Here is a 24789-nt window from a genome sequence, read left to right as displayed (position 1 = left end):
CTCACCCAAAAAATTACGTACACTACTTGATTTTCACTTTAAAAATCTGTCCTCCCCTGCTTGCAACAACGATAGAGTCGTTAAAAATAGCAGGTGATGCCTCAATGTTAGATCCTAGATTTATCTTATTTATGACTTCTCCTGTTTTTCCATTTAACAAATACATCGTACCAATTGAATCACATTGAATCAGATAAGCTTGTCCATTTTTATCGTATACCGCCACTGGAGATGACCACGTATAACTAGGCATTTCCCATCGCCATACCTCTTCCCCAGTCGTTTTATTAACAGCGACCATAAGCCCTGCATTCATCGTCTTGTGCCGTGCAATGGTGAAAATCGCTAAATCTTTCATTTCATTTTTTCCAATAACAGGTGTAGACAGCATGCCTCCATTGACACTTTCGTTATACATCACGTCATACTTTTTCGTCCAAACGACTTCACCTGTTACACCATGTATTTTACGTATAAGGGAATGGCTATCACTTCCTCTTAATTTATCTACTTCTGTTCCTGTATATAGGAAAGGAATATTTTCTTCTTCCTCAATCACAATCGACGCATCTGTATCATCAGTCCCTGACAATGCCCAGATTGGTTTCATTGTCATTAAATTAATCCCTTGAATGCTGCCTCCATTATCCGCGAAAAAGGCAAGGTTTTTATAGACTGCTACAGAGTTCTCAATCCCTTGATGATCATTCCCCTTTACTTTGTAGCGATATTTAATTTGTTCTGGAGCAACCCTAATATTTTTCTCTTCCTTATTAAAAACCGTATTTAATTTAATATTGTAGAATAATCCATTTTCTCCGCCGAGAATAAGAGTATCTGTTTCTCTATTCACAAGAGCAGAACCATCAAAAGCTCCCCAAGGACGATAAGCATCCGCTTCAATACCTGGAATGAAGTGCAGCATCTCTCCATCTATTAAACTGAAAATACGAAAACCAATATCTCCTTGCTGAGGTATTCCTTGACCGGTATAAAGTAACGGATAGCCGCGCGGATCAATGGATATACTTCCTTTAATAGGATTATGAATATTAATAGGATTTCTTGATTCTTTACCAGATTCAAGATCAAAGAAATAGATTTTTCCATCAAGACTCGCATAAATCACCTCGATGAAATTTTCCTTATGTTTAAATTCTTCCTTAAGGTTCATCATTTCTCTAATGTCTGAATCCCACTTTATAATGGCCGGCTGCCCTGTCCAACCAGCTCCACCTCCCCATTTAGGGCTTGAACCTGTAACAAATGACCATGTTTTCTCTAAAGAAACCGGATTCATTTTCACTTCACCATAACTAGAGGAGTTTCTCAAATTATTTCCACGGAAAGTTAATACACCTTCTACTTCCGTATACACTTCAGAAAACGTATGTACAGATTTTAATTTATGCAATTTGTCTTTTGGAATGGTTTCATAGAGGATCTCTGGAGTTTCTTTTGGATGAATTTCAAGGAATGTTTCCTCCGTTTCATTCACTTGCTTGATTGTTTGAGTTTTTTCTTGCGGTTCTGAAGATACAATCGGTTCATCCATTTGATTGTCTTTCGTTCTTTCACTTGTTTCAATACTTGTATTTGCTTCTTTCGTTACACAAGCTGTCGTTAGAGCTAAACTAGAACAAAACAAAGATAATAATATGAATCTATTTGCTTTCAACAAGGACACCACCATTATGTTATTAATCATTTACATCTTTCTGATTAAATGTCGGAACATTTGTTGCTTTTCTATAAATAAGTCAATTAACAATATTTACCTTACTTATATCATAATAATGATGTCGTATGCCTTGTTATTTTGTCGAAATATTCAAAATATTTTTATTTATTGAGCAATAAGAACCATGCCTCAAGATTTTAAAATACTTTATTATAGAGCCTGCCCATAATCATATAAATAACTTATAGGACAGGCCCTAAAAAAAAATCAAAGTTCCTATGTCACAAATTAAGGAGCTGCACAAGTAAAGTTTGCAGCCGAGTTTACATTCCCTTTTCCTTTGTACTTTGGATAAGTTGGATATTCACATAGCGGACGGGTACGACCAAAAGTATCAGCGTTTTGATCTTGTGCAACGAGATTCACGGGTCTCTTTCCATCCACTACCCATGTATCTAGTGCACCGAGTAAATCTGCTCTCATTGTGAAGGCTTCTGATCTTCTATGACCGTAGCCAGGAACCAAATAGAACTGAACAAATTGATTAAGCGAACTTTTTCCAAACTTATCGACAAGCTTGTTGTAATAATCAACCGAGCCGTACGGAGTAACAATCTGGTCTGCTGTTCCGTGAAGCAAGATTAATTTTCCCCCACTGTCCTTGAATTTAGAGAGATTAGGATCAGTCGCATCAAGCAATTGTGAGGCTTTCACAACTTGAGCCTTCCATTGATCTGGATTGAAATGGACAGGATTAAAATCTTTATCTCGAACAACCATATACTTAATGACTCCATCTCCTAATCTTGAGACAAAGTTCTTTCTTTTTAACGGCGATGTTCCATATTGAGAAAGTCTACTCTCGCTAATGTTTGCACCCTGCAATTGAGAATATCCCGGCGTGACTGTCAATCCATTTGCAAGCGGATAGTTAAAGCGCAATGGTGAATTGAAAAGTTTGATGATATCTACCTTTTCCTTAGAAAGATGTTTGCTTAAGAAGTTTAGAATGTGATTTGATTTCTTTGCACAAGCTGTTATATGGCTTACAATACCGTCCGCAACACCGTCCAAGGAATCACAAGCGTTAAGAACTGTTTCATTAATGAGCTTGTTTTCCGCCGGGCTAATCCATGCAGCTCCATTATTAGCGTAGAGGGCGTTAGCGTTTTGATTATCCTTAATCGCCTTAGATACCCAGTTTAATGCCGGGTATAATACGATGACGCCATCATATTCTGCAGGAAAGCGTTGAACAACCTTTAATGCTTCACGCCCTCCATTCGATCTGCCAAAAAAGTAGACCTGAGATGGTTTACTGTGGTAACGTGCATCCACTAGCTCAAGAGCAACATCTTTCGTTTTTTTCAATTGATCGGAAGCAAAGTTAGCCAAGGCTTCGTCATTCAAGGCAAAGCTTCCGTCTAAGCTCTTGCCTTGATGGCCCGAGTCACTGCCAAACGTCACGTAGCCTTTCGACAAGGCATCTGGACTTGCCAAAGGCTTTCCAATGGTAGCTCCTAGACCTGTTACTAACACACCATCAAAAGCACCGCCGCCTACTTGCAATAGTTTATGGTTCCAATTCGTGGGAAGATTGACTTGAAAATGAATATCCGGAGCATTCTTATCTACTGGGTGAATCGCTCCTAGCACCTTACAAAATCCTCTATTTTTATAGTACTTTCCAGTTTTCCATACGAACTTCGCGGACTGAACGGTAGCACCATTGGTCGGCAAACCGATTTGGGATGCCGGTATGCTCATGCCCTTCAGGTTTAAACAGACAGATGCTCGATCTTGCATATAAACCTCATTATTATCCAAGCTACATACTAATAAAAAGACAAATGAAATAAAAGGAAATAAAATCCAAGTTTTCAATTTACTTTTCATATTCTTCCTCCCGTACCTTTCAGATTGTAAACCAATGTTAATATGTACCGTAAACAATCTCCTTAGCCTTAAATGAGAGAGGAATTTTTCAAAAACGGGAAAAATTAAAAACCTGCCTCGTTCACACAAGACAACAAGCGATTACCCGTTTAAACAATCCTTTATCCATTCTCTTAACTCCATACTAGCGACATTCTATTCGCAAGGTATAGTATGTATCTATACAAATAGTCATTTTAGGAAAATAGAACTATATTAATTAACATTTTATTTGTTGACACAAACCAATAATTCATGGTATTATATTAAATTTGATTAAATATCAATTATATGCTACCATAATAAATGTAGATAGATATGGAGGTGTATGATTTGGTTCAAATTGGCGACAAAGTTTTTTATCCAATGCATGGGGCAGGTATCATTAAAGCCATTGAAGAAAGAGAAATCCTAGGGAAAACAGAGGAATATTGTGTGATTAACATTCCGATTTGTAAAATGGACGTTATGATCCCGATGAACAAGATACACACATCAGGTATTCGTTCACTCGTTGACCGGAAGACGATGAAGAAAATATGGTTAGATTTCCATGACGAAAAACCGCATAATTCACTTTCATGGAAAGAAAGATATATCTCAAATCTAGAAAAAATGAAGACAGGCGATGTGCATGATTCTGTTGAAATAGTTCGCAATCTCTTGTTTCAGAGTAAGGAAAAATCGCTTAATTCAAGTGAAAGACGCATGTTAAATCAAGCGCGAAGAAACTTAATTAGCGAGCTCGTTTTAATTACTGATCTCACAGAAAATCAAGCAGCTAACTTGTTGAAACTATCCAGTTAAAAACCTCTCCACCGTACATCATTTACTTGGTGTTTTTTTATTTAAAAACACTTACTCTAACCCTCAAGAAAAAAGGACAGGCAGATACGACACTAACCAATGAATTTTAATATGATTAATCGTATCTCTCCCCTTAGTACGGGGACACTTCATCTTCTACTCCTCTTAGTCACAGCTGTAAAGTATCGATTCCGACCCAACCTAAAAAAGCTAAAACCCTCGATGTAACAAGGATTCCAGCCTTTTCAATAAGATACATCCTATGAACTTTCCTTTACACAACTTTCTCTCTTTGTCTCACAGCCGCTTTTTTGCCGTAACGATTATAGTCCACTTGGCTTTCCGTTTTCATAAGGTTTCAATACCCCGTACAGCGTTTCAATAACAGGAAGAGTTACATCATGTTTAGCAGCCAAACGCAGTGCTCCTCCATGTAAATGCTCAACCTCTAAAGGAAGTCCTTTTCTCATATCCTGATGCATGGAAGAGGTAGCTTCTTCTCGGAAACCTTTTAATCTAGTTGCCATCACTTCTACTTCTTGCTCTGTTAAAACAATCCCCTCTTTCTCAGCGAGCATGCTCATTTCCAAGATTACCTTTCTAGCAACGGCAAATGACGCTTCCGTACTTGTAATAAAACCTGCTGGCAGCTGCATCGCTGACGTAATTCCTGAAAATGACGTAATAAATATGTACTTTTTCCACATATGCTTTAAAATATTTTCTTCCCTTAAAATATTCGTTTTTACATCATTATGTACCGCTTCTAATTGCGCACATATTTCTGTTTGCTCGTTATGAAGAGCTCCAAATTTCACAGCACTGCTTCCACTAGTATGCTCTACGTGACCTTGTTCATTTAACGTTGCAATGATAGAGGCGAATCCTCCTAGCACTTTTTCTTTTCCAATGGCTTGCTGCAATGTTTCCAAATGCTCTATACCATTTAACAAAGGAAGTACAAACGCTCCTGTCTGCTCCACAATTGTTTGAACTTGCGGGATGACTTGTCCCAGATGATACCCTTTTACAGCCAGTATAATTAAATCGATATTTTCAGCTTGTTCGGCCTCTGTATAAACCGTTACATCTCTTGTTTCAAAGTTTCCTTCAGGGCTGTATATTTTCAACCCTTCTTTCGCTAATTGCGCTGCCCTTCTTTCTCTCACAAAAAACGAAACGTTTAAACCTGCTTCTAACAACCTCCCGCCAAAATAAGCACCTAAAGCTCCTGCACCTTGCACCAAAATATTCATCGTAGCACCAACCTTTCTTATCTCTTTTTATCTATGTTATCACGGAAGAGAGGCAATACTCTAGTCACAAACTATTGAAAATCTCTCGTTCCTTAGACACCGCCTAGCCTTTTCTGAACCTCTATCCATTTGTCCTCTAAGCCATTTAGATTACTCTTACACTTTGTGATTTTCGGATACGAATATAAGAAAAAGCATCCCCTTGCTGCTTAGTCAAAGAGGTGCCTTGAATCAAAAGGATTTAAAGCTTATTTACATAAAATTTATTGACGAATTAAGATTCTATTATTTTCAAAATAGAATTGATTGTACCAGATATATGGAACGGAGCTGCAAGGAGTAATACATTGTTTGCGTTAAAAAGAGAACGATAAACCTTCGGGCACTTATTCCTTTATTTATTTTTCTACCCAAGCATTTAAGTTTGTTTCCACTGTTCTAATTGTTACTATAATAGTGACACTTCATGAAGAAAGGATACATTTACATGTCAAATATACAAATACCTGTATCAGTCTTAAACTTAGCTCCTATTCGTGAAGGACAAAGTGCGAAAGAAGCTATCGAGGCAATGGCCGATTTAGCGCAAGCGACTGAGAAGATGGGCTATACACGATATTGGATTGCTGAGCATCATAACACACCAACATTAGTGAGTTCAGCGACTTCTATTTTAATTAAACACACTTTAGAACATACAGAACATATACGTGTTGGGTCTGGCGGAATTATGCTGCCTAACCACTCCCCTTTGGTCGTAGCCGAACAATTTGGAACGATGGCAACCATCTATCCTAATCGATTGGACTTAGGTCTTGGCCGGGCACCGGGTACCGATATGATGACCGCAAGCGCATTAAGACGAGCTCAAAAGGATTCTGTCTATACATTTCCGAACGATGTTCAGGCATTACTTACGTATTTCGGACCTGAAGAGCTTCAAAGTTATGTAAAAGCTTATCCAGGTGTTGGAACAAATATCCCAATCTATATCCTCGGTTCTTCGACGGATTCTGCCGTTCTAGCAGCTAAATTAGGCTTGCCCTATGTATTCGCTTCTCACTTTGCACCAAGATATATGGAGGAAGCTATTTCTATTTATCGCGACCGATTCCAGCCATCTCCATACTTAGACTCTCCATATATGATAGTCTGCTTGAACGTGATTGCCGCTGAAAGCGACGAAGAAGCTACATTCGAATCAACCACCATGCAGCAGTTTTTCCTAAATGTTGTGCGCGGCTCTCAAACACCGTTACAACCTCCTGTTGAAAATATGGATCACATTTGGAGTCAACCTGAAAAAGCAATGGCTGCATCAATGTCCAGTGTGACTCTGTTAGGAAATAAAGATTCGATTCGAAAACAGTTGACGAGTTTTCAAGAGAAGTATAACGTCGATGAAATTATGGCTGTATCGTATATTTATGATCCCGACAAACAAAAACGTTCTTATGAGATTTTAAAAGAAGTGGTGGATGGGAAGTAAAGGTTAGAAGTGATGAACCCCTGACTTCTTACAGAACTGTACGTACAAAAGGCTTCGCAAATAGCCAAGCCTTTTGTATTCATTAATATCCATTTTATTAACTAAAAACAGTCATCCTATAACTTCCGAATAATTACTGTTAGATACTTTAGTTTGTTTTTTATCATAGGACGCTATTAATTTTCCACATAAAGAAGCTAAAACTTGTTGAAATAACATTCCTAAAACAACAGGTAAAACTACTTTAGGAGGGAAATACGTACTGGCTATTACAGTTCCCGCACTAATATTCCTCATTCCACCTGTAAAAGCTACAGATACGGCTACATCTCTATTCCACTTAAATGCCCTAGCAGTAATCCAGCTCAAGAAATATCCTGTAATAGCAATGATAACAACGGTACCTGCAATAAAGACAATTCTCCCATTCATTTCTCTAAAATAATGCGATACAATCCCCCCATTAATCATAACAATCGTAGCGATCCCCAATTTTGAAAAAACAGCTAATTTCTCTCCTAATATAGGCTGTATTCTCCCTTTAGTCATATGGTTCAGACACATGGCCAATACAGAAGGAATAACAATCATAAGAATTAAATCCGTCATTAATTTATACGTATCTATTTCTACCTGCTGTACCGTAATAACCGATAAACTAAGTGGTACAATAATCGGTGACAGAAGTGTGTCTAATAATATAATAGAAAGAGCAACCGGGACACTTCCTTTATACATAACCACCCATATGAAACTAGTAATTCCAGTTGGAATAACAACAGACAGAATTAATCCTGTCATTGTGTCAAAATCACCAGCAAATAAAAGATGACCGATTCCCCAAGCGATACCTGGCATAATCACATGTAAGATCATCATTACTAATATGATTGGAAATGGATTATGTAGAGCCATTGTTAATTGTTTAAAATTAGACCCGAGACTCCCAGAGAAAGTCATTACAGCGAATATCCAAGGTATAAGAAATTTAACTTCTTGCATAGAATCCCCAATAAAAATACCAATTAATAAACTTGAAGGTATCATAATGGGTAAAAATCTCCCTAGAATACTATTTAATTTGTCAAACATCCTTTTTCATCTCAATCATCCATCCCTTTAGTAGACTAGCTTGTTATAGCATTTTACTTCTAGATTACCAATAAACTCTGGCTCTTTCCCCCACGTGCCGTATTAATAAGCAGCCACCTCCATCTCAGGCCCCAGTTTTAGACACTTTGCGACTCCTTGAGCAATCTTAACTATTCCCTCACTTTACATTTATCCATTTAAACTATTATAAGACTATATATTATTTTTACAAAAAATGGAACATTTTTATTTTTAAAAAACATCCCCTTTAACTTTTCTTTTCATAATGGAAATTAACACTGTTACTAATACTTAGTTATTGTTAATGAGGCCACTAACTACAGTTGTATACACTTCGTCTATACTTTTTCACTAATTTTAATATAGAACTCGCTAATCTTAAAATTAACCGAAAGTACCTAAAAGCACTAAAAACGAAAAAAAGCTGAAATCCTTAACATCCAAGAATCCCCACCTAGCCAATTTTCTAAACTATTTTTCTATTAAATAAAAAGAAGCAAAACACCAACTCCAAATTTGGCAGCATGACATTCAATATTTACTGTCATCCCTTTCACAGGCTTCATAATTAAAGTGGAGAGCCCAATAGTCTCTCCACTGATTAATGAGGATTCTATTCATTAAATGAAACGGGCGAGCCAGTTGAAGTATGTTGATTCACCCAGTCAAGCGATACTTTGGAAACATCTTGCCAGTCAGGTATTTCTGATTTATGCTGCTCTACCCAACTCATACAATATTGCGGGTCAATATTATTTTCCTGGCATTGTTCTAAGAACGACTGAATGTTTGAATCTGTACAATTTTCCCATGTGCCACAAGTAGTTGTAAAAAGAGTCTCCATTTTCGTTTGTATATCCAGTTCCTTATCATTAACCATGATTAACTCCTCCTTTTATTAAAAATAAGGTAAGCATGTTGGCATTAACAACATTAAGTATGTGCAAAGGATTATTTATGCCGTTGGCTGCTGTATTAATTATTATCCCAATGATTGTCGCCATTATAACTGTACATAGAAAAAATGGTTTGTTTTCAGATAAGGGGGAAATATAATCTAGTATTAATTACTATCGCATCGGGCATCACTTTAACTGGTTCTTTAGCTTTAGGTACACTCTATGATATGGATTTTTTGGTCCGTTTAATGTTTTCGCATTGAAGAAACCTTTAACTACAAAATAAAACCAGCACAAATGACCATGCTGGTTTGCTCCACACTATTCATTTAGAAGTTTTCTGCAACCTTTTCTAAACTAGTTTCAATGATTTCTTCTGCTCGGTCAGGATACTAATAACAACTGTTTCTGAACCTGTAGTTCCCCAAGCCTGAACATACTTAACAGCCAATAGATTATCCTTGTGGATTAATGTTATGGTTATGACGGAATCTATTACTTGGATCGTACGTTTTCTTTACCTCTACTAAGCGCTCGTAGTTTTCTTGAAATGCATTAGTCGTTGCATCGTCGCTTACACCGACTCCATTAAGATATGAGGCATTTTTGTAGGAAAACGGGAGCAGTCCTCCGTATACGGAATCTACCCATTGTTTACATACAGCATCGTCTCCAGCCATAGCCATTACATCAACCAGCAGGACAAACTTTGCATTTCGAATAGCAAATGGAGTTGCATGAACAGGTACTCGATTCATTTGTCCGCCAAGTGCCCACAACTGAACAAGGATGCTTGGAGCCGGCGCATTGTCTATTTTATAGAGGAGCTGCTCAATGACTGTATCATCTAATTCATCAAAGAAAAGAGAGCTTCCATAAACAGGTACGGTTTTTGGCACCATTGGGTCTAGCTTCTTTTGGAACGCTACAAATGGGACTACTCCTGTTTGATCAACAATTGGTTCTGCTAACTCGCGAAGCGGTTGAATGACTGTTTGGCCTTCTTTCGCATCACCTGCATAGATTCCTAAAAGCATGATTACCTTTTTATGATGTAAAAATTCAGGTAAAAACGGGGCGGGCGGCAGCACAGCAGCTGTTATATTAAGAGAAACTGCTTCATCAGGAGCTTGGGCCAAAAATTGTTGAACTTTGTTTAAGATGGCTTTTGCATCCTTAAAATCGTACATCACATCCAAAGCCAATACTTCTGGACCTACTGCATGCAAGGCAAACTCAAATCTAGTAACGACCCCAAAATTTCCGCCGCCTCCACGAATTGCCCAAAATAAATCTTGATGATTCTTTTCATTAACCTCAAGCACAACACCGTCTGCTGTTACGACTCTTGCACCAACAAGATTGTCACAAGTTAACCCATACTTCCCTCTTAAATAACCAATCCCGCCATTTAGAGCTAACCCAGCAACACCTGTTTCGGAAACTGTTCCAGTAGGAACTGCCAGTCCATACTTTTGAGTTTCAAGATCTATATCTCCAAGAGTGGCTCCACCTTCTACAACAGCCACTTGTCTTTTTTCATCTACTGTCACTTTTCTCATATGTGATAAGTCAATCATTACCCCATCATCACAAACAGCAAGGCCGGCTACATGGTGTCCTCCACCGCGAATCGAAATAGATAATTCATTTTCCTTCGCAAACTGTACAGCTGCAATCACATCATCTTCTGACTCACAAACTACTATTGCGGCTGGTTTTCTATCAATTACAGCATTCCAAACCCTTCTCACTTCATCATAGCGTGCATCATTTGGACGTATTAACCGGCTGCCTACATGCTTCTCAAGGGTACTATACATCATGTAATCACTCCTATCCTTTATATTTGAACACTAGTTCATTGTTACCATATAATAGTACCATTATTTGGTTAATTTTTCACAAAATTCTGTAATTATAATTACACCAATAGTCATACTCTCAAACTAGTTGACCTAGATTCTTCAAAAAGTAAAAGAGACAAACACTAACTTTCCATTGCAATCAAGTAAAAAAACTGGTATCATCTAACATAATTAAATATTCACTTATTTCAATATTCTTTTGAAGTAAGGATAGAGGAGCAAAGACCATAAGTACGCACTGGGAGGATAATGAGGTCCAATGACGATTGCGAAAAGGGGAATTTGCCGAAGTGGAAAGAATCTCATATTTCTTGAAGCTGGTTCTGTTATTGAATAAATACAGAACTGTCATATAGGAAACTATATGGAGGGCTATCTTACGCACAGAAATAATTTTTGTTACATATTGTTTCTACTGCAGCAGCGAAGCCCCGTTGTTGCTTTTTCGCGTTTATCGTTAATCGCCCTTCTCCCTCTATATAAAAATAATTTAAAGGACGTGGAGAAGTAATGAATTTCGGACAAATTTTAACTGCAATGGTAACCCCATTTGATCACAATGGTGAGATTGATTTTAATGCTGCAAGAAACTTAATCAATTATTTAATTGACAATGGTACAGACGGTTTAGTAGTTGCGGGTACAACTGGAGAATCCCCTACGTTAACGACGGAAGAAAAAGTCGAATTATTCAAATTTGTCGTTGAAGTTGTGAATGGAAGAATTCCTGTTATTGCTGGTACTGGCTCTTATAACACTAAAGCCTCTATCGATTTAACGAAGCTTGCAGAACAAGCAGGGGTCGATGGAATTATGCTCGTTGCTCCATACTACAATAAACCTTCTCAAGAGGGATTATATCAACACTTTAAAGCAATTGCTGAGTCAACGTCATTACCGGTTATGCTGTATAATATACCGGGGCGCAGCATTGTCAATATTTCTGTTGAGACTGTCGTTCGCCTTGCACAAATCCCAAACATCGTTTCCATTAAAGATGCAAGCGGCAACTTAGATGCGATGACTGCAATTATCAGCCAGACACCTGAAGATTTTTCATTGTACAGCGGTGATGATGGTTTAACATTACCTGTATTATCGATTGGCGGCACGGGAGTAATCTCAGTTGCTTCTCACATTATCGGTAATGAAATGCAAGCGATGATTGAAAATTTCAAAAATGGCAAGCTTCAAGAAGCTGCTCTAGCTCACCGCAGCCTTCTCCCAGTTATAAAAGCACTATTTGCTGCACCAAATCCATCACCGGTAAAAGCAGCATTAAATCTAAAAGGAATGTCTGTCGGCGGCGTTCGCTTACCAATCATTCCTCTAAACGATGAAGAAACAAATTCATTACAACAAGCACTGCAAGTACTGAATGTAAAAGAAGAAACGATTTCTTAAAAAAGTTTTCTAATAAACGAAAGTTTTGACTCATCTATGCGAAATCTAAAAAGTGGCTGACCTCCCATATCACATTACTGTCTGGGAGATCCGCACTCGTATCTTACTTTATTTATTAAATGAAAGTAAAAAATGACGTGTAAAATGGTACACGTCATTTTTATACTGGTTACTTTTTCACCTTGTCGCACTTCCAATATTTAAAAAAGTAAGAGTTGCAGTTATTTCATGTACACCATTGACTAAAATCGTAATCCTATTGGTTCCTGAATTTCGATTCGTATTTGAAATGAGTCTAGGAAAATCAAACTCTATCGGAACGCCTTGTACAAAGGTTCTTACAGTATCAGACCTATATAACGAACCAAACGTTGGTGTTGCACCCATTGCTCATGTTGCTCCTGTTGAACCCGTTTCTCCTTTAAATATATTTACCTCAACTTCTTGTTCAATTATTAATTTTTTATTATCTTCTATGACTTTTTGTTTCTTCTTAACTTTAACGCAATTACATTTCCTCCCGCCACATTTAGAACAGTGTACTTTAACTTCTTGCTCTATTTTATTTTTTCTATTATTATCCAAACGTTTCACATCTTCCCCAAATTATTACTCACACACTATGTAACTGACATTAAATTTGATTGGACAAATATCTATAAAAAATCGTAAACCCAAGTTTTTTATACAATTACCGAACTTCTTTAGAAACAAAAAGCATTTATTACTTGTACCCATGCTAAACGTATCAAAAAAGGACGTCGGTTTAAATTCACCAACGTCCTTAACTAAACTCTATAACTTTCTTGTAACTTGAATATCTTAAAGAACCTTTATTTAAAAAGGTTTTATTATTCTAAGTACAATTTTCCAAAATAAACCTTTTAACCTTATCGTATAAAGTACTTTACTTAAACTAATCTAACTAACCTTTACAGTAAGCAGCTTTTGTAATTCTGCTGTTAAGCGCTGCTCTGCTTCTTCCTCAATACGGAAACCGCCTGTTGTTAAACGTTCAATTTGCTGATCAATAACATAGACCGGATTTAAGATTTCAGTTGCACCTAGTACCGATAATACTGGTTTTAATGCATATTCAATGGCTAAAAGATGACCAAACGAGCCACCTACTGCTAAAGGTACAACGATTTTTCCCTCTAATGCTTTTTGCGGCAATAAATCTAAATAGGTCTTTAAAATACCTGTAAAAGAAGCTTTATAAATAGGCGTTAAAATGACAACAATTTCTGCTTCTGCTACTTGCTGATTAGCACGCTGAATGTCCTCGCTTGCAAAGTTTGCTGTAATTAAATCCGTAGCTGGCAGCTCATGTACATAAAGCGAATGAAAGTCGATTGCCTCTTGCTCAAAAAATCTTTCCACCTTTTGTTGAATAGCTGTTAAACGAGATTTCTTTGTATTGCCTCCATTAATAATCACTGCTTTAGTCATTTGCATTCTCTCCTTTATTTTCCAGTTATTTGTGCCGTTTTTTTAGATGGATGTACAGGTACTGAAAGTCCTAAATTCCCGCGCAACGTATCGCTCTCATATTCAGTGCGGAATAAACCTCGACGCTGCAGTTCCGGGATTACGAGTTCAACAATATCGTTCAAGCCATCCGGGAAGGTTGGCGGCATAATGTTAAAGCCATCTGCTCCTTCATTTAAGAACCACTCTTCTAATTGATCTACAATCTGTTCAGGTGTTCCAACGATTTCCCGGTGACCCCGTGCCCCCGCAATACGTTCATAAACTTCACGGATTGTTTGTAAATTTTCTCGTTTTGCAATATCACGAATAATGTTATAGCGGATACGCGGATTCGTTTCATCTTCAATCGTACTAAAATCCGGCAACGGCGCATCGACATCGTATCCTGATAAATCAATATTGATGAAGTTCGATAAATAGGCTAGACCTACTTCTGGTAAAATACGGCTATTCAGTTCTCTCTGTTTGGCAAGTGCCTCTTCCTCTGTTTTAGCCACTGTAATAAATACACCAGGCATAATTTTCAAATCCTCAGGCTGACGGCCATATTTGGCTAGACGTCCTTTTACATCACGATAGAAAGCTTGAGCCTCTTCCAGTGTTTGCCACGCTGTAAAAATAACTTCCGCTGTTTTTGCCGCCAGTTCTTTTCCAACTTCGGACGATCCAGCCTGCACAATAACTGGATGACCTTGCGGTGTCGATGGTGAATCCAGCTCCCCTTGTACCTTAAACCATTCTCCCTCATGATTAACTGGGTGCACCTTCTCTATATCTAAATATCGACCTTGTTCTTTATCGATAACAAGTGCCTGGTCTTCAATCGAAAACCATAGCTTTTTGACAACATCTACAAATTCCTCTGCGCGTTCATAGCGGAGCGCGTGCTGTAAATGCTTTTCTTTACCAAAAAGGAGTGATTCGCTGTCATTTGCTGAAGTGACTACATTCCAAGCCGCTCGACCTTTTGATAGATGATCAATGGCACCAAATTTACGCGCCACATGAAACGGTTCGTTATATGTAGTTGTTAATGTAGCAGTTAACCCAATATTTTTCGTAACGGCTGCAAGCGCTGAAATAATAATGACTGGATCAAGCTTCAATCCCGATGATGAATTTTCTAAAAGGGATTGACCAAATACATCTGCAAAAAACACCATATCGAATTTACCGCGCTCAGCCGTTTGGGCTAATTCAATTAAATAATCTAAATCCAATGTACGGTTCGCTCCTGAAGAAGGGTGACGCCAGCTTGCGACATGATGTCCAGGTAAATTGAAAAACGCCCCTAATTTCATTTGTTTTTTCGTCATAATAACAACAACTCCTACTTATCATATTTATTTAATCGGAATTTTACAAAAAAATTATTTAGCAAACGGGTTATATTCGTTTGTATATAAATCTTCCGCCTTCACTTGACCTTCTTTTAATTCACCATTTTTTACAAGCCACTCAATCCAAACGTCATATTCCGATGGTGTAATGACACCGCCTTTTTCGGCAATTCCTGTACTCTTCCAATATTTAAGGTTATCGGCTGTTTCTTTTCTGTCGCGTTCATTGATAATTTTCTCAAAGCGTGCAATGACTTCTTCTCTTGGCGTTGTTTGTGCCCATTCAATAGCCTTGGCAACCCCTTCCGTAAATTGCTTTACAGTATTTGGGTTCTCCTTGATATACTGCTCTGTAAAGAAATAATCACCTGCTGTAAATTCTGTACCAAACACTTCAATGTCTTTAAATAATTCTAAAATTCCCCCTGCTTCTAGAGCTCGATCTCTTGCAATACTTGCAGACCCGCCCAATACAGCCACATCTAGCTGTTTATTTCGTAACGCTTGTTCTGCATTCGACATCGGAATTGTCACGAGTGTCACTTGTTCAATTTCTTTCTCCGTTAAGCCGCCTTGACGTAAATAATCTTTAATAACGAACTCCGCATGAGCCCCTAAAATATTTACACCCACTTTTTTACCAATTAAATCTTTAGCTGATTTAATCGGACTGCCCTCAAGTACATAGGCACCCATATACGTATTTTCATCACTGCCATAAGAACCAACAACGGACTTTAATTTTACATTTTTGGAATAAGATTTAATAATCGCTCCATTAAATGCGGCACCAAAATCTATTTGTTTTGTCGAGGTTAATTGAATGCTTTCCGGTCCGCCAGCGCTATCACCTATATAATCCAACTTCAAATCTCCTAAATAGCCTAAATCCTCTGCTAGTTCAGGAAAGCCCACGATACCTGGCGACCCTTGATATTGCAGTACTGTATCTTCTTTCGAATCAGCAGCTGTCTTATTATCTGAACAGCCTGTTAAAATACTGCCGATTACACCGGTTGCTAAAATAAGTGATGCTAATTTTTTCATAATTTTTCTCCTCACTTCACCCTAAGTCTCATACTCTTTCAACAGTAAATTCCTATCTATTTTCCAGCGTTCTGTATCTGTTTTTTAGATGGATTTACAGGTATGGAAAGTCCTAGATTTCCACGCAGTGTATTGCTTTCATATTCTGTACGGAATAAACCGCGTCTCTGTAATTCTGGGATAACTAATTCCACAATATCATGAAGACCGTCCGGGAAAGTTGGTGACATCACATTAAAGCCATCCGCTCCTTCATTTAAGAACCATTCCTCTAATTGATCAGCAATTTGTGCTGGTGTACCAACGATCTCTCGATGACCGCGTCCCCCCGCAATATGCTCGTATACTTCCCGTAATGTTTTTAAATTTTTACGTTCCGCAAGAGTGCGAATAATGGTATAACGGATTTGTGGATTCGTATTATCATTAAACTCTACACTTTCAGGAAGCGGTGCCTCTACATCGTATCCTGTTAAATCGATACCAAAGAAATTAGATAAGTATTCAAGACCTATCTCGGGCGAAATATAGCCATTTAATTCCTTTCGTTTAGCAATCGCTTCTTCCTCTGTTTTCGCTACTGTAATAAAAACACCTGGCATAACTTTTAAATCTTCAGGTTTACGGCCATATTTTGTAAGGCGCCCCTTCACATCACGATAGAATGCTTGTGCCTCTTCAAGTGTCTGCCATGCTGTGAAAATAACCTCAGCCGTTTTTGCGGCAAGTTCCTTCCCTGCTTCTGAAGAGCCTGCCTGCACAATTACTGGATGACCTTGCGGTGTCGATGGTGAATCCAGCGTTCCTTGTACTTTGAACCATTTCCCTTCATGATTAACTGGATGGACTTTCTCTAAGTCTAAGAACTTCCCTTTCTCCTTATCGATTACAAGTGCCTCGTCTTCAATTGAAAACCATAACTTCTTGACAACCTCTACAAATTCCTCTGCTCTTTCATAACGACGTGCATGTTCTAGATGCTTTTCTTTACCGAACAATAGTGACTCTTTTTCATTTCCAGATGTCACTACATTCCAAGCTGCTCGCCCTTTTGACAGATGATCAATGGCACCAAATTTACGCGCTACTTGAAACGGTTCATTATAAGTTGTTGTTAATGTTGCCGTTAAACCGATATTTTTTGTCACGGCTGCAAGCGCCGAAAGAATAATAAGTGGATCCAGTTTCAAGGCCGAAGTGGCTAGTCTTTCTGAAGGTGTTTGACCAAATACATCCGCAAAGAAAATCATATCGAATTTTCCACGCTCGGCTGTTTGCGCTAATTCAGTTAAATACTCTAAATCGAATATACGATTTGCCGCTGTCGAAGGATAACGCCAGCTCGCTACATGATGTCCAGGTAAATGGAAAAACGCGCCTAATTTCATTTGTTTTTTTGTCATATTACCAACTCCTATTTATCTTATTGTTTTAGTTAGAATTAATATAAAAAAATAATAGAATCCCTTACATCTCATAGATTTACTGGCTGCTTCCATTTTGAAAATTTACGCTCAAGCATGCTTAAGCCTTGATTGATGAGTAAGCCTAATAAAGCAATCGTTAAAATACCTGCGTACATTTCAGGAATTTGGAAGTTGTATTGTGAATACGTAATTAAATAACCTAACCCTTCTTTTGCTCCGACCATTTCTGCTGCGATTAACACTAAAATCGCTCCTGTTCCTGCCATACGAATCCCTGTAAAAATAGTTGGAACGGATGCTGGTAAAATCACTTTAAGAAATAGTTGATAAGAAGAGAGATTCATCGAACGCGCTGATTTAATTAATAATGGATCTACGTTTCCTACAGCAGCAATGGTGTTTAAGAGAATCGGCCATGTGCAGGCGAATAATACAATAGCAATTTTAGACGTTTCACCGATTCCTAGCAGCAACATAAATACCGGCAGCAAAGCTAATGCCGCTGTATTTCGGAACAATTCTAACACTGGATTTAATAATTCTCTTGCCAATGGATACCAACCAATCATCAACCCTAATGGAATGGCAATCAGCAACGCTAACCCAAACCCACTTACTGAACGGGTGATACTCGCCATAAAATGAGCAAAAAGCTCACCTGATATAACCATATCCCACCAAGAAATCACTACACTGGAAAATGTCGGAAAGAACGCCTGATCTACTAAGCCAATTCGTGGTGCGATTTCCCATAGTAAAAATAATGCCACTAATACAATAGACTGTTTGAAAACCTTTTGTAGGCTGGAAAACACAAACAGTTTTGGTTTTCTCGGCTCTACAGCTGACTGTATAGATTTTATTGTCTCCATAAGTATGACTCCTCTCTATTCTAGTTAAATATGAGCACCTTGGTATTCATGTTCATGCAGTAAACTCCAAACTTCATGACGCGCTTTCACAAAATCAGGATGGGAACGAATATCCGCATCCTCTAAACGCGACTTAAGCGGAATATCCACAATCGTTTTCACCGTACCAGGCCCTGGTGTCAACACGACGACACGTTCACCTAAATAGACTGCCTCATCGATACCATGTGTAATAAAAATAATCGTTTTCTTCGTTTTCTCCCAAATACGCAAAAGTTCACTTTGCAGGGATTCGCGTGTTTGGGCATCAAGTGCTGCAAAGGGTTCATCCATCAGTAAGACATCTGGATTAAAGGCTAGACTTCTAGCAATCGCTACACGCTGCTTCATTCCCCCGGATAGTTCATGTGGATAACGATCCGCAAAATGACTAAGTCCAACTAAAGCAAGAAAATACTCGGCCCGCTCTCTTCGTTCATGCTTCGGAACACCCTTTGCCTCTAAGCCAAATTCAATATTGCCGCGTGCTGTCTTCCATGGAAATAGGGCATATTGCTGAAAGACAATACCGCGATCGAGCCCTGGGCCTGTAATTTTTTCATCATCAATTAAAATGCGTCCGCGTGTTGGCATTGATAAGCCCCCTAGTAAATCAAGCAAAGTTGATTTGCCGCAACCACTTGGACCTACTAATGTTAAAAACTCGCCTTCTTTTACCGTAAAACTTAAATCCTTTACTGCTGTAAATTCTTGCATTACACCCTTTTGTTTCGTATCACGAACCGTAAAAGTTTTTGTGACACGTTCAAATCTAATTTTCTCAGTACCTGTCAATGAGCTCACCCCACCCTTTTTTATAAATAAACACATAAGAATAGTAGGTTTATAGTTATAGCAATCCTGCTAATTAGTTACCTTAGCTTAGATTACTAGTGGCCGCCGACTTGTTTAAGCAAAAAAGGCTCAGGTGACAACGACTATCGTTTATCATCTGAGCCTCCGGTTAACCAGTCAGCATCTGCTATGTATTTAACTTTGTCCTACTCAATCGATCCTATTTTAACGATACAGGTAAAAGTAGGAGTTTTTTGTAGGTTTAATACCAACTAAACTTATAAACTTAATTTATCACATAAAAATAGAATGTCAATGATATTTTTTAAAAATTTCACCATATTCACTTAAAAATGGAAAACAGTATTTTCGACCTGCTTCCTGTTTTTATGCAATAAAATGACCCTATCCTATATAAACTGAGGCCATTTTAAATTAAACAAACTGGGATTTATAAAATGAACTTATTCCTTCTCTTCACTCTCCCTTTCCCATCTTGATACCTCTTCGCGAACTTTAGGTGCCACTTCTTTACCTAACAGCTCAATCGCCCTCATGACATCTTCATGAGGCATTGTGCCAACTGGTACATGCAGCATAAAACGGGTGATACCTACATTCTTTCGCAGATAAATAATTTTATCAGCAACGGTCTGTGGATCCCCAACATACAGGGCACCTTCCAAACTGCGAGCAGCATCGAAAGTAGCTCGGGTGTACGGTCCCCATCCACGCTCTCGTCCTAATACGTTCATCGCTTGCTGGGTCGAGGGGAAAAATTTGTGCGCTGCCACTTCCGTGTTCTCCGCAACAAAACCATGTGAATGCGAGGCGACGGAAAGCTTTGATACATCATGGCCAGCGCGTGCTGCGGCCTTTTTATAAAGTCGGACAAGCGGCTCAAATTGAATCGGACGGCCGCCAATAATCGCTAGAACGAGCGGCAACCCTAGTAAACCTGCACGAACGACCGACTCAGAATTCCCGCCGCTGCCAATCCAGACCGGCAATGGATTCTGGACTGGACGCGGATACACACCAAGATTTTGAATCGCTGGTCGATGCCCGCCTCTCCAAGTCACTTTCTCAGATTCTCGAATTTTTAACAATAGCTCCAGCTTCTCTTCAAACAGCTCATTATAATCTTTTAAGTCATAGCCAAACAGTGGAAATGATTCAATAAAAGAGCCCCGGCCTGCCATGATTTCTGCACGGCCGTTTGAAATCGCATCCACTGTTGCAAAATCCTGAAACACTCGCACCGGGTCTGCAGAAGAAAGCACCGTAACCGCACTTGTTAATCGAATTCGCTTCGTTTGCGACGCAGCTGCAGCCAGTACAACGGCTGGAGAAGATGCCGCATAATCTTTGCGATGATGTTCACCTACACCAAACACATCTAAGCCTACTTCATCGGCTAGTACAATTTCTTCAACTACTTCACGTATACGCTGTGCATGACTGATCACTTCGCCCGTTTTGACATCTGGTGTTGTCTCTACAAACGTGCTTATACCTATCTCCATTTTATTCCCCTCCTGCTCCTAGAGAACAAATCGTATGATTCTCTATAGCTCTTATGTAATCTTATTTTTCAGAGTGCCAAGACATTAAGGTCGCACTCAACTTCTTCTTACCCTCATAATTCCTTTACCATTAAAACATGCGGAATACCTTCTTCCATAAATACATCGGATGACGCCTGATAACCAAGCTTTTCATAAAAACCTTCTGCTTGTGCTTGTCCATGTAATTTCACTCGAGATATTCCTTTTTCTTTTGCTATTTCTTCTAATGCTTTAATAATTACTTTCCCAAGACCAAATTTACGATACGGAGCTAAAATACAAATTCTCTCCAATTTCCCTAGGCCTTCAACAACTCTTATTCTTCCCGTTCCGACAGGGTGTTCCTCGTAATAAACTAAAATGTGTTCACATTGTCCATTTAGTGTGTCAAATTCATCGAATTCTGCCTCTACTGGCACACCTTGTTCCTCAACAAATACTTCTTTTCTAATCTGAAATGCTTTTTTCAAATCATTATCGACTGCTATTCTTTTTAACTCCACTTACCTTCAGCCCTTTCTGGATGTATGATTCAAGCACTTTACTTCTTATTCCTCATAAATCATTTTCCTTGTCATGCCACCATCTACGACAAGGTTAATACCTGTAACAAAATCATTTTCTTTAGCTGTTAAATATAGACAAGCTCGTGCAATATCATCTGGTTTTCCTACGCGCTTGGATAGATGCTGTTCATGGTCGATTTTACTTAATTTTGCATAATCTCCTGTTTCAATCCAACCTGGAGAAATAGCATTTACTGTAATCCTGTCCTCACCTAATGAGGCCGCCAGCGCATGTGTAATGGCAACGATTCCACCTTTTGTGGCCGCATAAGATTCCGAATTTGGCTCAGACATAACAGCCCTTGTGGAGGCAATATTGACAATCGATCCGCCATCCTTATTATGACGCATATATTTTGCCGCTTCACGTGAGCCTAAGAACACACTTCTTAAGTTTGTATTAATCACATCGTCCCACTCTTCTATCGATAAATCATAAGGAGACCTGAATAACGCTTTTCCTGCATTATTAATTAAAATATCGATCTGACCGTATGCTTGATTAGCTGCTTCCATTAATCGAACAATATCCGCTTCCACTCTTACATCTGTTTGTACGAAAAGTGCTTCTCCACCCTGTTCTTTTATGCTAGTAACCGTTTGTATACCTGCTGTTTCATCTATATCTGCTAAAACGACATTAGCCCCTTTTTCTGCATAAGATAAAGCAACGCCTTTTCCAATGCCATTTCCCGCTCCTGTTATCACGACTGTTTTATTAGAGAAATCCATAATCTGTACACATCCTTTTTACCCTCAATATTTTTTAAGATAACACAAAAGAACAATAGAGAGAAAACCTGCCTCTATAACAGATTAAAAAGAAAGATTTGCTGGATTGCTGGAATTTTGTGCTTCATGACTCTGATGAAGGACATTTCCCCGCTGGATTCCTCGATTTTGTTCTTCGTGACCTTGATGAAGGACATTTCCTGACTCGAGTTCTGGAACTTTGTCCTTAAACACACTTTTTGAGGACGGTAGAAAAGGAACGATCTAAGGAGAATGATTGTTCAACTAAACGGGAAGGCTGCCCCGAAAGCCATTTTCATGACTTTTAGGACAGCCTCTCGCTTCGTTATATAAAACAGACAAGGATTGTGCCAATCTATTTCACATCATGTTTTTTAAAATCTAGATAAAAAACTTATGATTTAAGCTGTTACTGCTGATAATTCTTTTGCTACAGCTTTAACTTTTTCTAAACCTTCAGCAATAATCGTTTCAGCTTGATCTGACGCTGCATTATGGCCTTCAATAATGACTTCGTTTACGATTTCCATACCGAATACGCCGCCAACAACGTTTTTAATATAAGTAGCAGCCATTTCCATTGGCGCTGCTTCTGGTGTTGAGTAAACACCGCCGCGTGCACTTAAAATAATCGCTTTTTTATCAGTCATTAAGCTTACTAATTGACCATTTTCGTTATATTTGAATGTGAAACCTGCTTGGTACACATAGTCGATAAATGTTTGTAATTTAGCTGGGATTGTTAAGTTCCATAATGGGAACGCGAATACTACTACGTCTGCTGCTGTTAAAGCATCCATTGCTTTTTGTTTAGCAGCTAAAATACGCTGTTCTACATCTGTCATTTCTTCGCCTGATTCTACTTTACCGAAAGCGTTGAATAAATCTTGACCAAAGTAAGGCATATCTTCTGCAAATACATCATAAGTTGTTACATTTACACCTTCTACGTTCTCCATAAAAGTTTCATACATTTTACTTGATACTGCTTCGGAAGCTGGACGGTTATTTGCTTTTACAACTAATACGTTCATGATTGTTAGTCTCCTTTAAATTATCATTAATAAAGATATCTCGAATTCATAATATATAAGTAAAATATAATTGTCAACAAAATAGATTTCAAGCACTTACAGTGTTAGTGAACTCATAAGCGCGGTAATCGTTCAATCTGCCTTCTTTAAAATGTCGTAACATTACCTTAGTTCAATAATCTCTAATTAACTATATTTTAGAATAAAAATGCGTCTAAAGCGTATTGCCCAGGACCTATTAGCGCTATACCAATAGCCACTGCAAGCAGGGTAAGGTTATATTCATATCCATTTGATGTTGCCCATAATCCATTTGGACCATGTACCTTCACAATGGCCATTACCATCGTTCCTGCAATGATTACTCCTGCAAGCGGGGTTAAAAATCCTAAAACAAATAAAATTCCTCCAATAAGTTCTGCTAATCCTGCGAAAAGAGCCATTGTTACTCCTGGCTTCATGCCAATAGATTCAAACCATCCTCCAGTACCTTTTAATCCATAACCTCCAAACGAACCAAATAGTTTTTGAGCACCGTGACCAATGAATAAAACACCTACTACCAAACGAATGATTAATAATCCAATACTTATCATCAAAAAACCCTCCTAAAATCACCCTGTATTTTATCTTGAATTCAAGATAAATGATTAAAAAAATTTAACTTCCTATTCTTTCATTTACCTTTTTGAATCATTATTCCTATCTCAACACGATTTAATGATTCAAATATATAATCAACTAGCTTCTACGGCATGAAGGTCAACTGTTGCCTACTCCCACCTCATTCGCTCCCGTAATGCTTTAGTTGTTACATTCATATAAGATTGGGCAAATCAGTACATTTTCTTTTTTCCACCCCCGAAAATTACATTTAATTAATATATCTTGAATACGAGATAATGATAATACTTAAAAAATTTTATGTCAATAATCTTTTTTTATTTTTCCGATTTGCAGACTGTAACGGAGTGTATAGTATAATCAGTTTTGTATCGGCACCTAATTATTTCAAAAAAGGATATGATCATTTTGGTAAAAACAATCATTTTAAATAACTACTCTATTTCAGTGAAAGAGTATGGGGAAAAAAAGACGCAGGATGGCGATCTCATTTCCGTTACGTTTGATGTGACAAGTGAAGATTACCATGATGTGACAACATTACTATACAAAGGAGCATTTGATGTAAAAATCCCCGAAAGAAATCGAGAATTTAAAGGGACCATTCAACAGTATTCAACTTCCATTACAAATCTTTATGAAAAAGGCAACGTAGGAGAATTTAAGCTGTGTTTACTTGAAAAAAGTTAAGAAAAGAACTCTTTCAAATCAGTTCCCTATACACAAAAGGCCATTCATCTCCCACTCTTTGTTGGACTACGCTCTGCACAAACTTAAA

General features: G+C 38.2%; 23 protein-coding genes and 1 riboswitch. Of the genes, 4 read left to right on the top strand and 19 right to left on the bottom strand.

Going from position 1 to position 24789, the window contains the following annotated elements; genetic code table 11:
- Positions 1 to 22 precede the first annotated feature (22 nt).
- Both ACE199_RS00460 and ACE199_RS00455 read right to left on the bottom strand, forming a co-directional pair.
- Complete coding sequence (locus ACE199_RS00460; RefSeq protein ID WP_375348152.1) at positions 23 to 1678, bottom strand: PQQ-binding-like beta-propeller repeat protein; 1656 nt, start codon at positions 1676 to 1678, stop codon at positions 23 to 25.
- Between the two features lie 291 nt (positions 1679 to 1969).
- Positions 1970 to 3577: a tannase/feruloyl esterase family alpha/beta hydrolase gene (locus ACE199_RS00455; protein ID WP_375348151.1), complete on the bottom strand. Its 1608-nt coding sequence runs from the start codon at positions 3575 to 3577 to the stop codon at positions 1970 to 1972.
- 372 nt (positions 3578 to 3949) lie between these two features.
- Between ACE199_RS00455 and ACE199_RS00450 the strand changes: the two genes are divergently transcribed.
- The gene (locus tag ACE199_RS00450; RefSeq protein ID WP_375348150.1) at positions 3950 to 4423 is read left to right on the top strand and encodes a CarD family transcriptional regulator; all 474 of its coding nucleotides are present in this window, start codon (positions 3950 to 3952) and stop codon (positions 4421 to 4423) included.
- Positions 4424 to 4746: 323 nt separating this feature from the next.
- Here ACE199_RS00450 and ACE199_RS00445 read toward each other — a convergent pair whose 3' ends face one another.
- Positions 4747 to 5679, bottom strand: coding sequence for a ketopantoate reductase family protein (locus ACE199_RS00445; RefSeq protein ID WP_375348149.1), 933 nt, complete (start codon positions 5677 to 5679; stop codon positions 4747 to 4749).
- A gap of 487 nt (positions 5680 to 6166) precedes the next feature.
- Here ACE199_RS00445 and ACE199_RS00440 point away from each other — a divergent pair, with 487 nt between their 5' ends.
- Positions 6167 to 7168, top strand: coding sequence for an LLM class flavin-dependent oxidoreductase (locus tag ACE199_RS00440; RefSeq protein ID WP_375348148.1), 1002 nt, complete (start codon positions 6167 to 6169; stop codon positions 7166 to 7168).
- Positions 7169 to 7279: 111 nt separating this feature from the next.
- On the opposite strand, the gene ACE199_RS00435 is transcribed toward ACE199_RS00440, so the two are convergent.
- The 3 genes from ACE199_RS00435 to ACE199_RS00425 all read right to left on the bottom strand — a co-directional run bounded on the left by ACE199_RS00435 (position 7280) and on the right by ACE199_RS00425 (position 11006).
- On the bottom strand, positions 7280 to 8215 hold the full coding sequence (locus ACE199_RS00435) for a bile acid:sodium symporter family protein (RefSeq protein ID WP_375348147.1): 936 nt from the start codon (positions 8213 to 8215) through the stop codon (positions 7280 to 7282).
- Positions 8216 to 8894: 679 nt separating this feature from the next.
- The gene (locus ACE199_RS00430; RefSeq protein WP_127759486.1) at positions 8895 to 9161 is read right to left on the bottom strand and encodes a hypothetical protein; all 267 of its coding nucleotides are present in this window, start codon (positions 9159 to 9161) and stop codon (positions 8895 to 8897) included.
- A gap of 474 nt (positions 9162 to 9635) precedes the next feature.
- Positions 9636 to 11006, bottom strand: a complete 1371-nt coding sequence (locus tag ACE199_RS00425) for an FAD-binding oxidoreductase (protein ID WP_375348146.1) — start codon at positions 11004 to 11006, stop codon at positions 9636 to 9638.
- Between the two features lie 245 nt (positions 11007 to 11251).
- A riboswitch (Lysine riboswitch) is annotated at positions 11252 to 11431 on the top strand.
- 127 nt (positions 11432 to 11558) lie between these two features.
- On the opposite strand from ACE199_RS00425, the gene dapA reads away from it, so the two are divergent.
- Positions 11559 to 12452 carry a 4-hydroxy-tetrahydrodipicolinate synthase gene (gene dapA / locus ACE199_RS00420; protein WP_375348145.1) on the top strand — a complete coding sequence of 298 codons (894 nt, stop codon included), beginning with the start codon at positions 11559 to 11561 and terminating at the stop codon, positions 12450 to 12452.
- A 177-nt stretch (positions 12453 to 12629) separates the two neighbouring features.
- On the opposite strand, the gene ACE199_RS00415 is transcribed toward dapA, so the two are convergent.
- The 13 genes from ACE199_RS00415 to ACE199_RS00355 form a co-directional block, all read right to left on the bottom strand.
- Positions 12630 to 12839, bottom strand: a complete 210-nt coding sequence (locus ACE199_RS00415; RefSeq protein WP_375348144.1) for a hypothetical protein — start codon at positions 12837 to 12839, stop codon at positions 12630 to 12632.
- Between the two features lie 3 nt (positions 12840 to 12842).
- Positions 12843 to 13046: a hypothetical protein gene (locus ACE199_RS00410; protein ID WP_375348143.1), complete on the bottom strand. Its 204-nt coding sequence runs from the start codon at positions 13044 to 13046 to the stop codon at positions 12843 to 12845.
- Between the two features lie 327 nt (positions 13047 to 13373).
- Positions 13374 to 13904 carry an NADPH-dependent FMN reductase gene (gene ssuE, locus ACE199_RS00405; protein ID WP_375348142.1) on the bottom strand — a complete coding sequence of 177 codons (531 nt, stop codon included), beginning with the start codon at positions 13902 to 13904 and terminating at the stop codon, positions 13374 to 13376.
- Between the two features lie 14 nt (positions 13905 to 13918).
- A complete protein-coding gene (locus tag ACE199_RS00400) occupies positions 13919 to 15262 on the bottom strand; it encodes an LLM class flavin-dependent oxidoreductase (protein WP_375348141.1) in 1344 nt (447 codons plus the stop codon).
- A gap of 54 nt (positions 15263 to 15316) precedes the next feature.
- Positions 15317 to 16333, bottom strand: coding sequence for an ABC transporter substrate-binding protein (locus ACE199_RS00395; protein ID WP_375348140.1), 1017 nt, complete (start codon positions 16331 to 16333; stop codon positions 15317 to 15319).
- Between the two features lie 56 nt (positions 16334 to 16389).
- Entirely contained in the window at positions 16390 to 17736 is a 1347-nt protein-coding gene (locus tag ACE199_RS00390; protein ID WP_375348139.1) for an LLM class flavin-dependent oxidoreductase, read from the bottom strand.
- Positions 17737 to 17807: 71 nt separating this feature from the next.
- Positions 17808 to 18632 carry an ABC transporter permease gene (locus ACE199_RS00385; protein WP_375348138.1) on the bottom strand — a complete coding sequence of 275 codons (825 nt, stop codon included), beginning with the start codon at positions 18630 to 18632 and terminating at the stop codon, positions 17808 to 17810.
- A gap of 24 nt (positions 18633 to 18656) precedes the next feature.
- Positions 18657 to 19466, bottom strand: coding sequence for an ABC transporter ATP-binding protein (locus tag ACE199_RS00380; protein ID WP_375348137.1), 810 nt, complete (start codon positions 19464 to 19466; stop codon positions 18657 to 18659).
- A 464-nt stretch (positions 19467 to 19930) separates the two neighbouring features.
- Positions 19931 to 20992 (bottom strand): LLM class flavin-dependent oxidoreductase, encoded by a 1062-nt coding sequence (locus ACE199_RS00375; RefSeq protein WP_375348136.1) that lies wholly within the window; start codon positions 20990 to 20992, stop codon positions 19931 to 19933.
- A 113-nt stretch (positions 20993 to 21105) separates the two neighbouring features.
- A complete protein-coding gene (locus ACE199_RS00370) occupies positions 21106 to 21537 on the bottom strand; it encodes a GNAT family N-acetyltransferase (protein ID WP_375348135.1) in 432 nt (143 codons plus the stop codon).
- A gap of 45 nt (positions 21538 to 21582) precedes the next feature.
- Positions 21583 to 22332, bottom strand: coding sequence for an SDR family NAD(P)-dependent oxidoreductase (locus ACE199_RS00365; RefSeq protein ID WP_375348134.1), 750 nt, complete (start codon positions 22330 to 22332; stop codon positions 21583 to 21585).
- A 422-nt stretch (positions 22333 to 22754) separates the two neighbouring features.
- Complete coding sequence (locus tag ACE199_RS00360; protein ID WP_375348133.1) at positions 22755 to 23387, bottom strand: FMN-dependent NADH-azoreductase; 633 nt, start codon at positions 23385 to 23387, stop codon at positions 22755 to 22757.
- A gap of 197 nt (positions 23388 to 23584) precedes the next feature.
- Positions 23585 to 23983, bottom strand: coding sequence for a DoxX family protein (locus ACE199_RS00355; RefSeq protein ID WP_375348132.1), 399 nt, complete (start codon positions 23981 to 23983; stop codon positions 23585 to 23587).
- Between the two features lie 436 nt (positions 23984 to 24419).
- Here ACE199_RS00355 and ACE199_RS00350 point away from each other — a divergent pair, with 436 nt between their 5' ends.
- Entirely contained in the window at positions 24420 to 24701 is a 282-nt protein-coding gene (locus ACE199_RS00350; protein ID WP_375348131.1) for a DUF3219 family protein, read from the top strand.
- Positions 24702 to 24789: the final 88 nt, after the last annotated feature.

The sequence above is a fragment of the Peribacillus sp. Hz7 genome (assembly GCF_042136355.1).
Taxonomy (GTDB): domain Bacteria; phylum Bacillota; class Bacilli; order Bacillales; family DSM-1321; genus Peribacillus; species Peribacillus asahii_A.
The sequence above is the reverse complement of the archived record's forward strand: the minus strand, read 5'-3'. Positions and strand labels throughout refer to the sequence as shown.

Coding starts and splice junctions, on each gene's coding strand:
- ACE199_RS00455 (WP_375348151.1), bottom strand. CDS start 3,577: ATGAAAAGTAAATTGAAAACTTGGATTTTATTTCCTTTTATTTCATTT.
- ACE199_RS00445 (WP_375348149.1), bottom strand. CDS start 5,679: ATGAATATTTTGGTGCAAGGTGCAGGAGCTTTAGGTGCTTATTTTGGC.
- ACE199_RS00440 (WP_375348148.1), top strand. CDS start 6,167: ATGTCAAATATACAAATACCTGTATCAGTCTTAAACTTAGCTCCTATT.
- ACE199_RS00435 (WP_375348147.1), bottom strand. CDS start 8,215: ATGATACCTTCAAGTTTATTAATTGGTATTTTTATTGGGGATTCTATG.
- ACE199_RS00430 (WP_127759486.1), bottom strand. CDS start 9,161: ATGGTTAATGATAAGGAACTGGATATACAAACGAAAATGGAGACTCTT.
- ACE199_RS00425 (WP_375348146.1), bottom strand. CDS start 11,006: ATGATGTATAGTACCCTTGAGAAGCATGTAGGCAGCCGGTTAATACGT.
- dapA (WP_375348145.1), top strand. CDS start 11,559: ATGAATTTCGGACAAATTTTAACTGCAATGGTAACCCCATTTGATCAC.
- ACE199_RS00415 (WP_375348144.1), bottom strand. CDS start 12,839: ATGGGTGCAACACCAACGTTTGGTTCGTTATATAGGTCTGATACTGTA.
- ssuE (WP_375348142.1), bottom strand. CDS start 13,904: ATGACTAAAGCAGTGATTATTAATGGAGGCAATACAAAGAAATCTCGT.
- ACE199_RS00400 (WP_375348141.1), bottom strand. CDS start 15,262: ATGACGAAAAAACAAATGAAATTAGGGGCGTTTTTCAATTTACCTGGA.
- ACE199_RS00395 (WP_375348140.1), bottom strand. CDS start 16,333: ATGAAAAAATTAGCATCACTTATTTTAGCAACCGGTGTAATCGGCAGT.
- ACE199_RS00390 (WP_375348139.1), bottom strand. CDS start 17,736: ATGACAAAAAAACAAATGAAATTAGGCGCGTTTTTCCATTTACCTGGA.
- ACE199_RS00385 (WP_375348138.1), bottom strand. CDS start 18,632: ATGGAGACAATAAAATCTATACAGTCAGCTGTAGAGCCGAGAAAACCA.
- ACE199_RS00375 (WP_375348136.1), bottom strand. CDS start 20,992: ATGGAGATAGGTATAAGCACGTTTGTAGAGACAACACCAGATGTCAAA.
- ACE199_RS00365 (WP_375348134.1), bottom strand. CDS start 22,332: ATGGATTTCTCTAATAAAACAGTCGTGATAACAGGAGCGGGAAATGGC.
- ACE199_RS00360 (WP_375348133.1), bottom strand. CDS start 23,387: ATGAACGTATTAGTTGTAAAAGCAAATAACCGTCCAGCTTCCGAAGCA.
- ACE199_RS00355 (WP_375348132.1), bottom strand. CDS start 23,983: ATGATAAGTATTGGATTATTAATCATTCGTTTGGTAGTAGGTGTTTTA.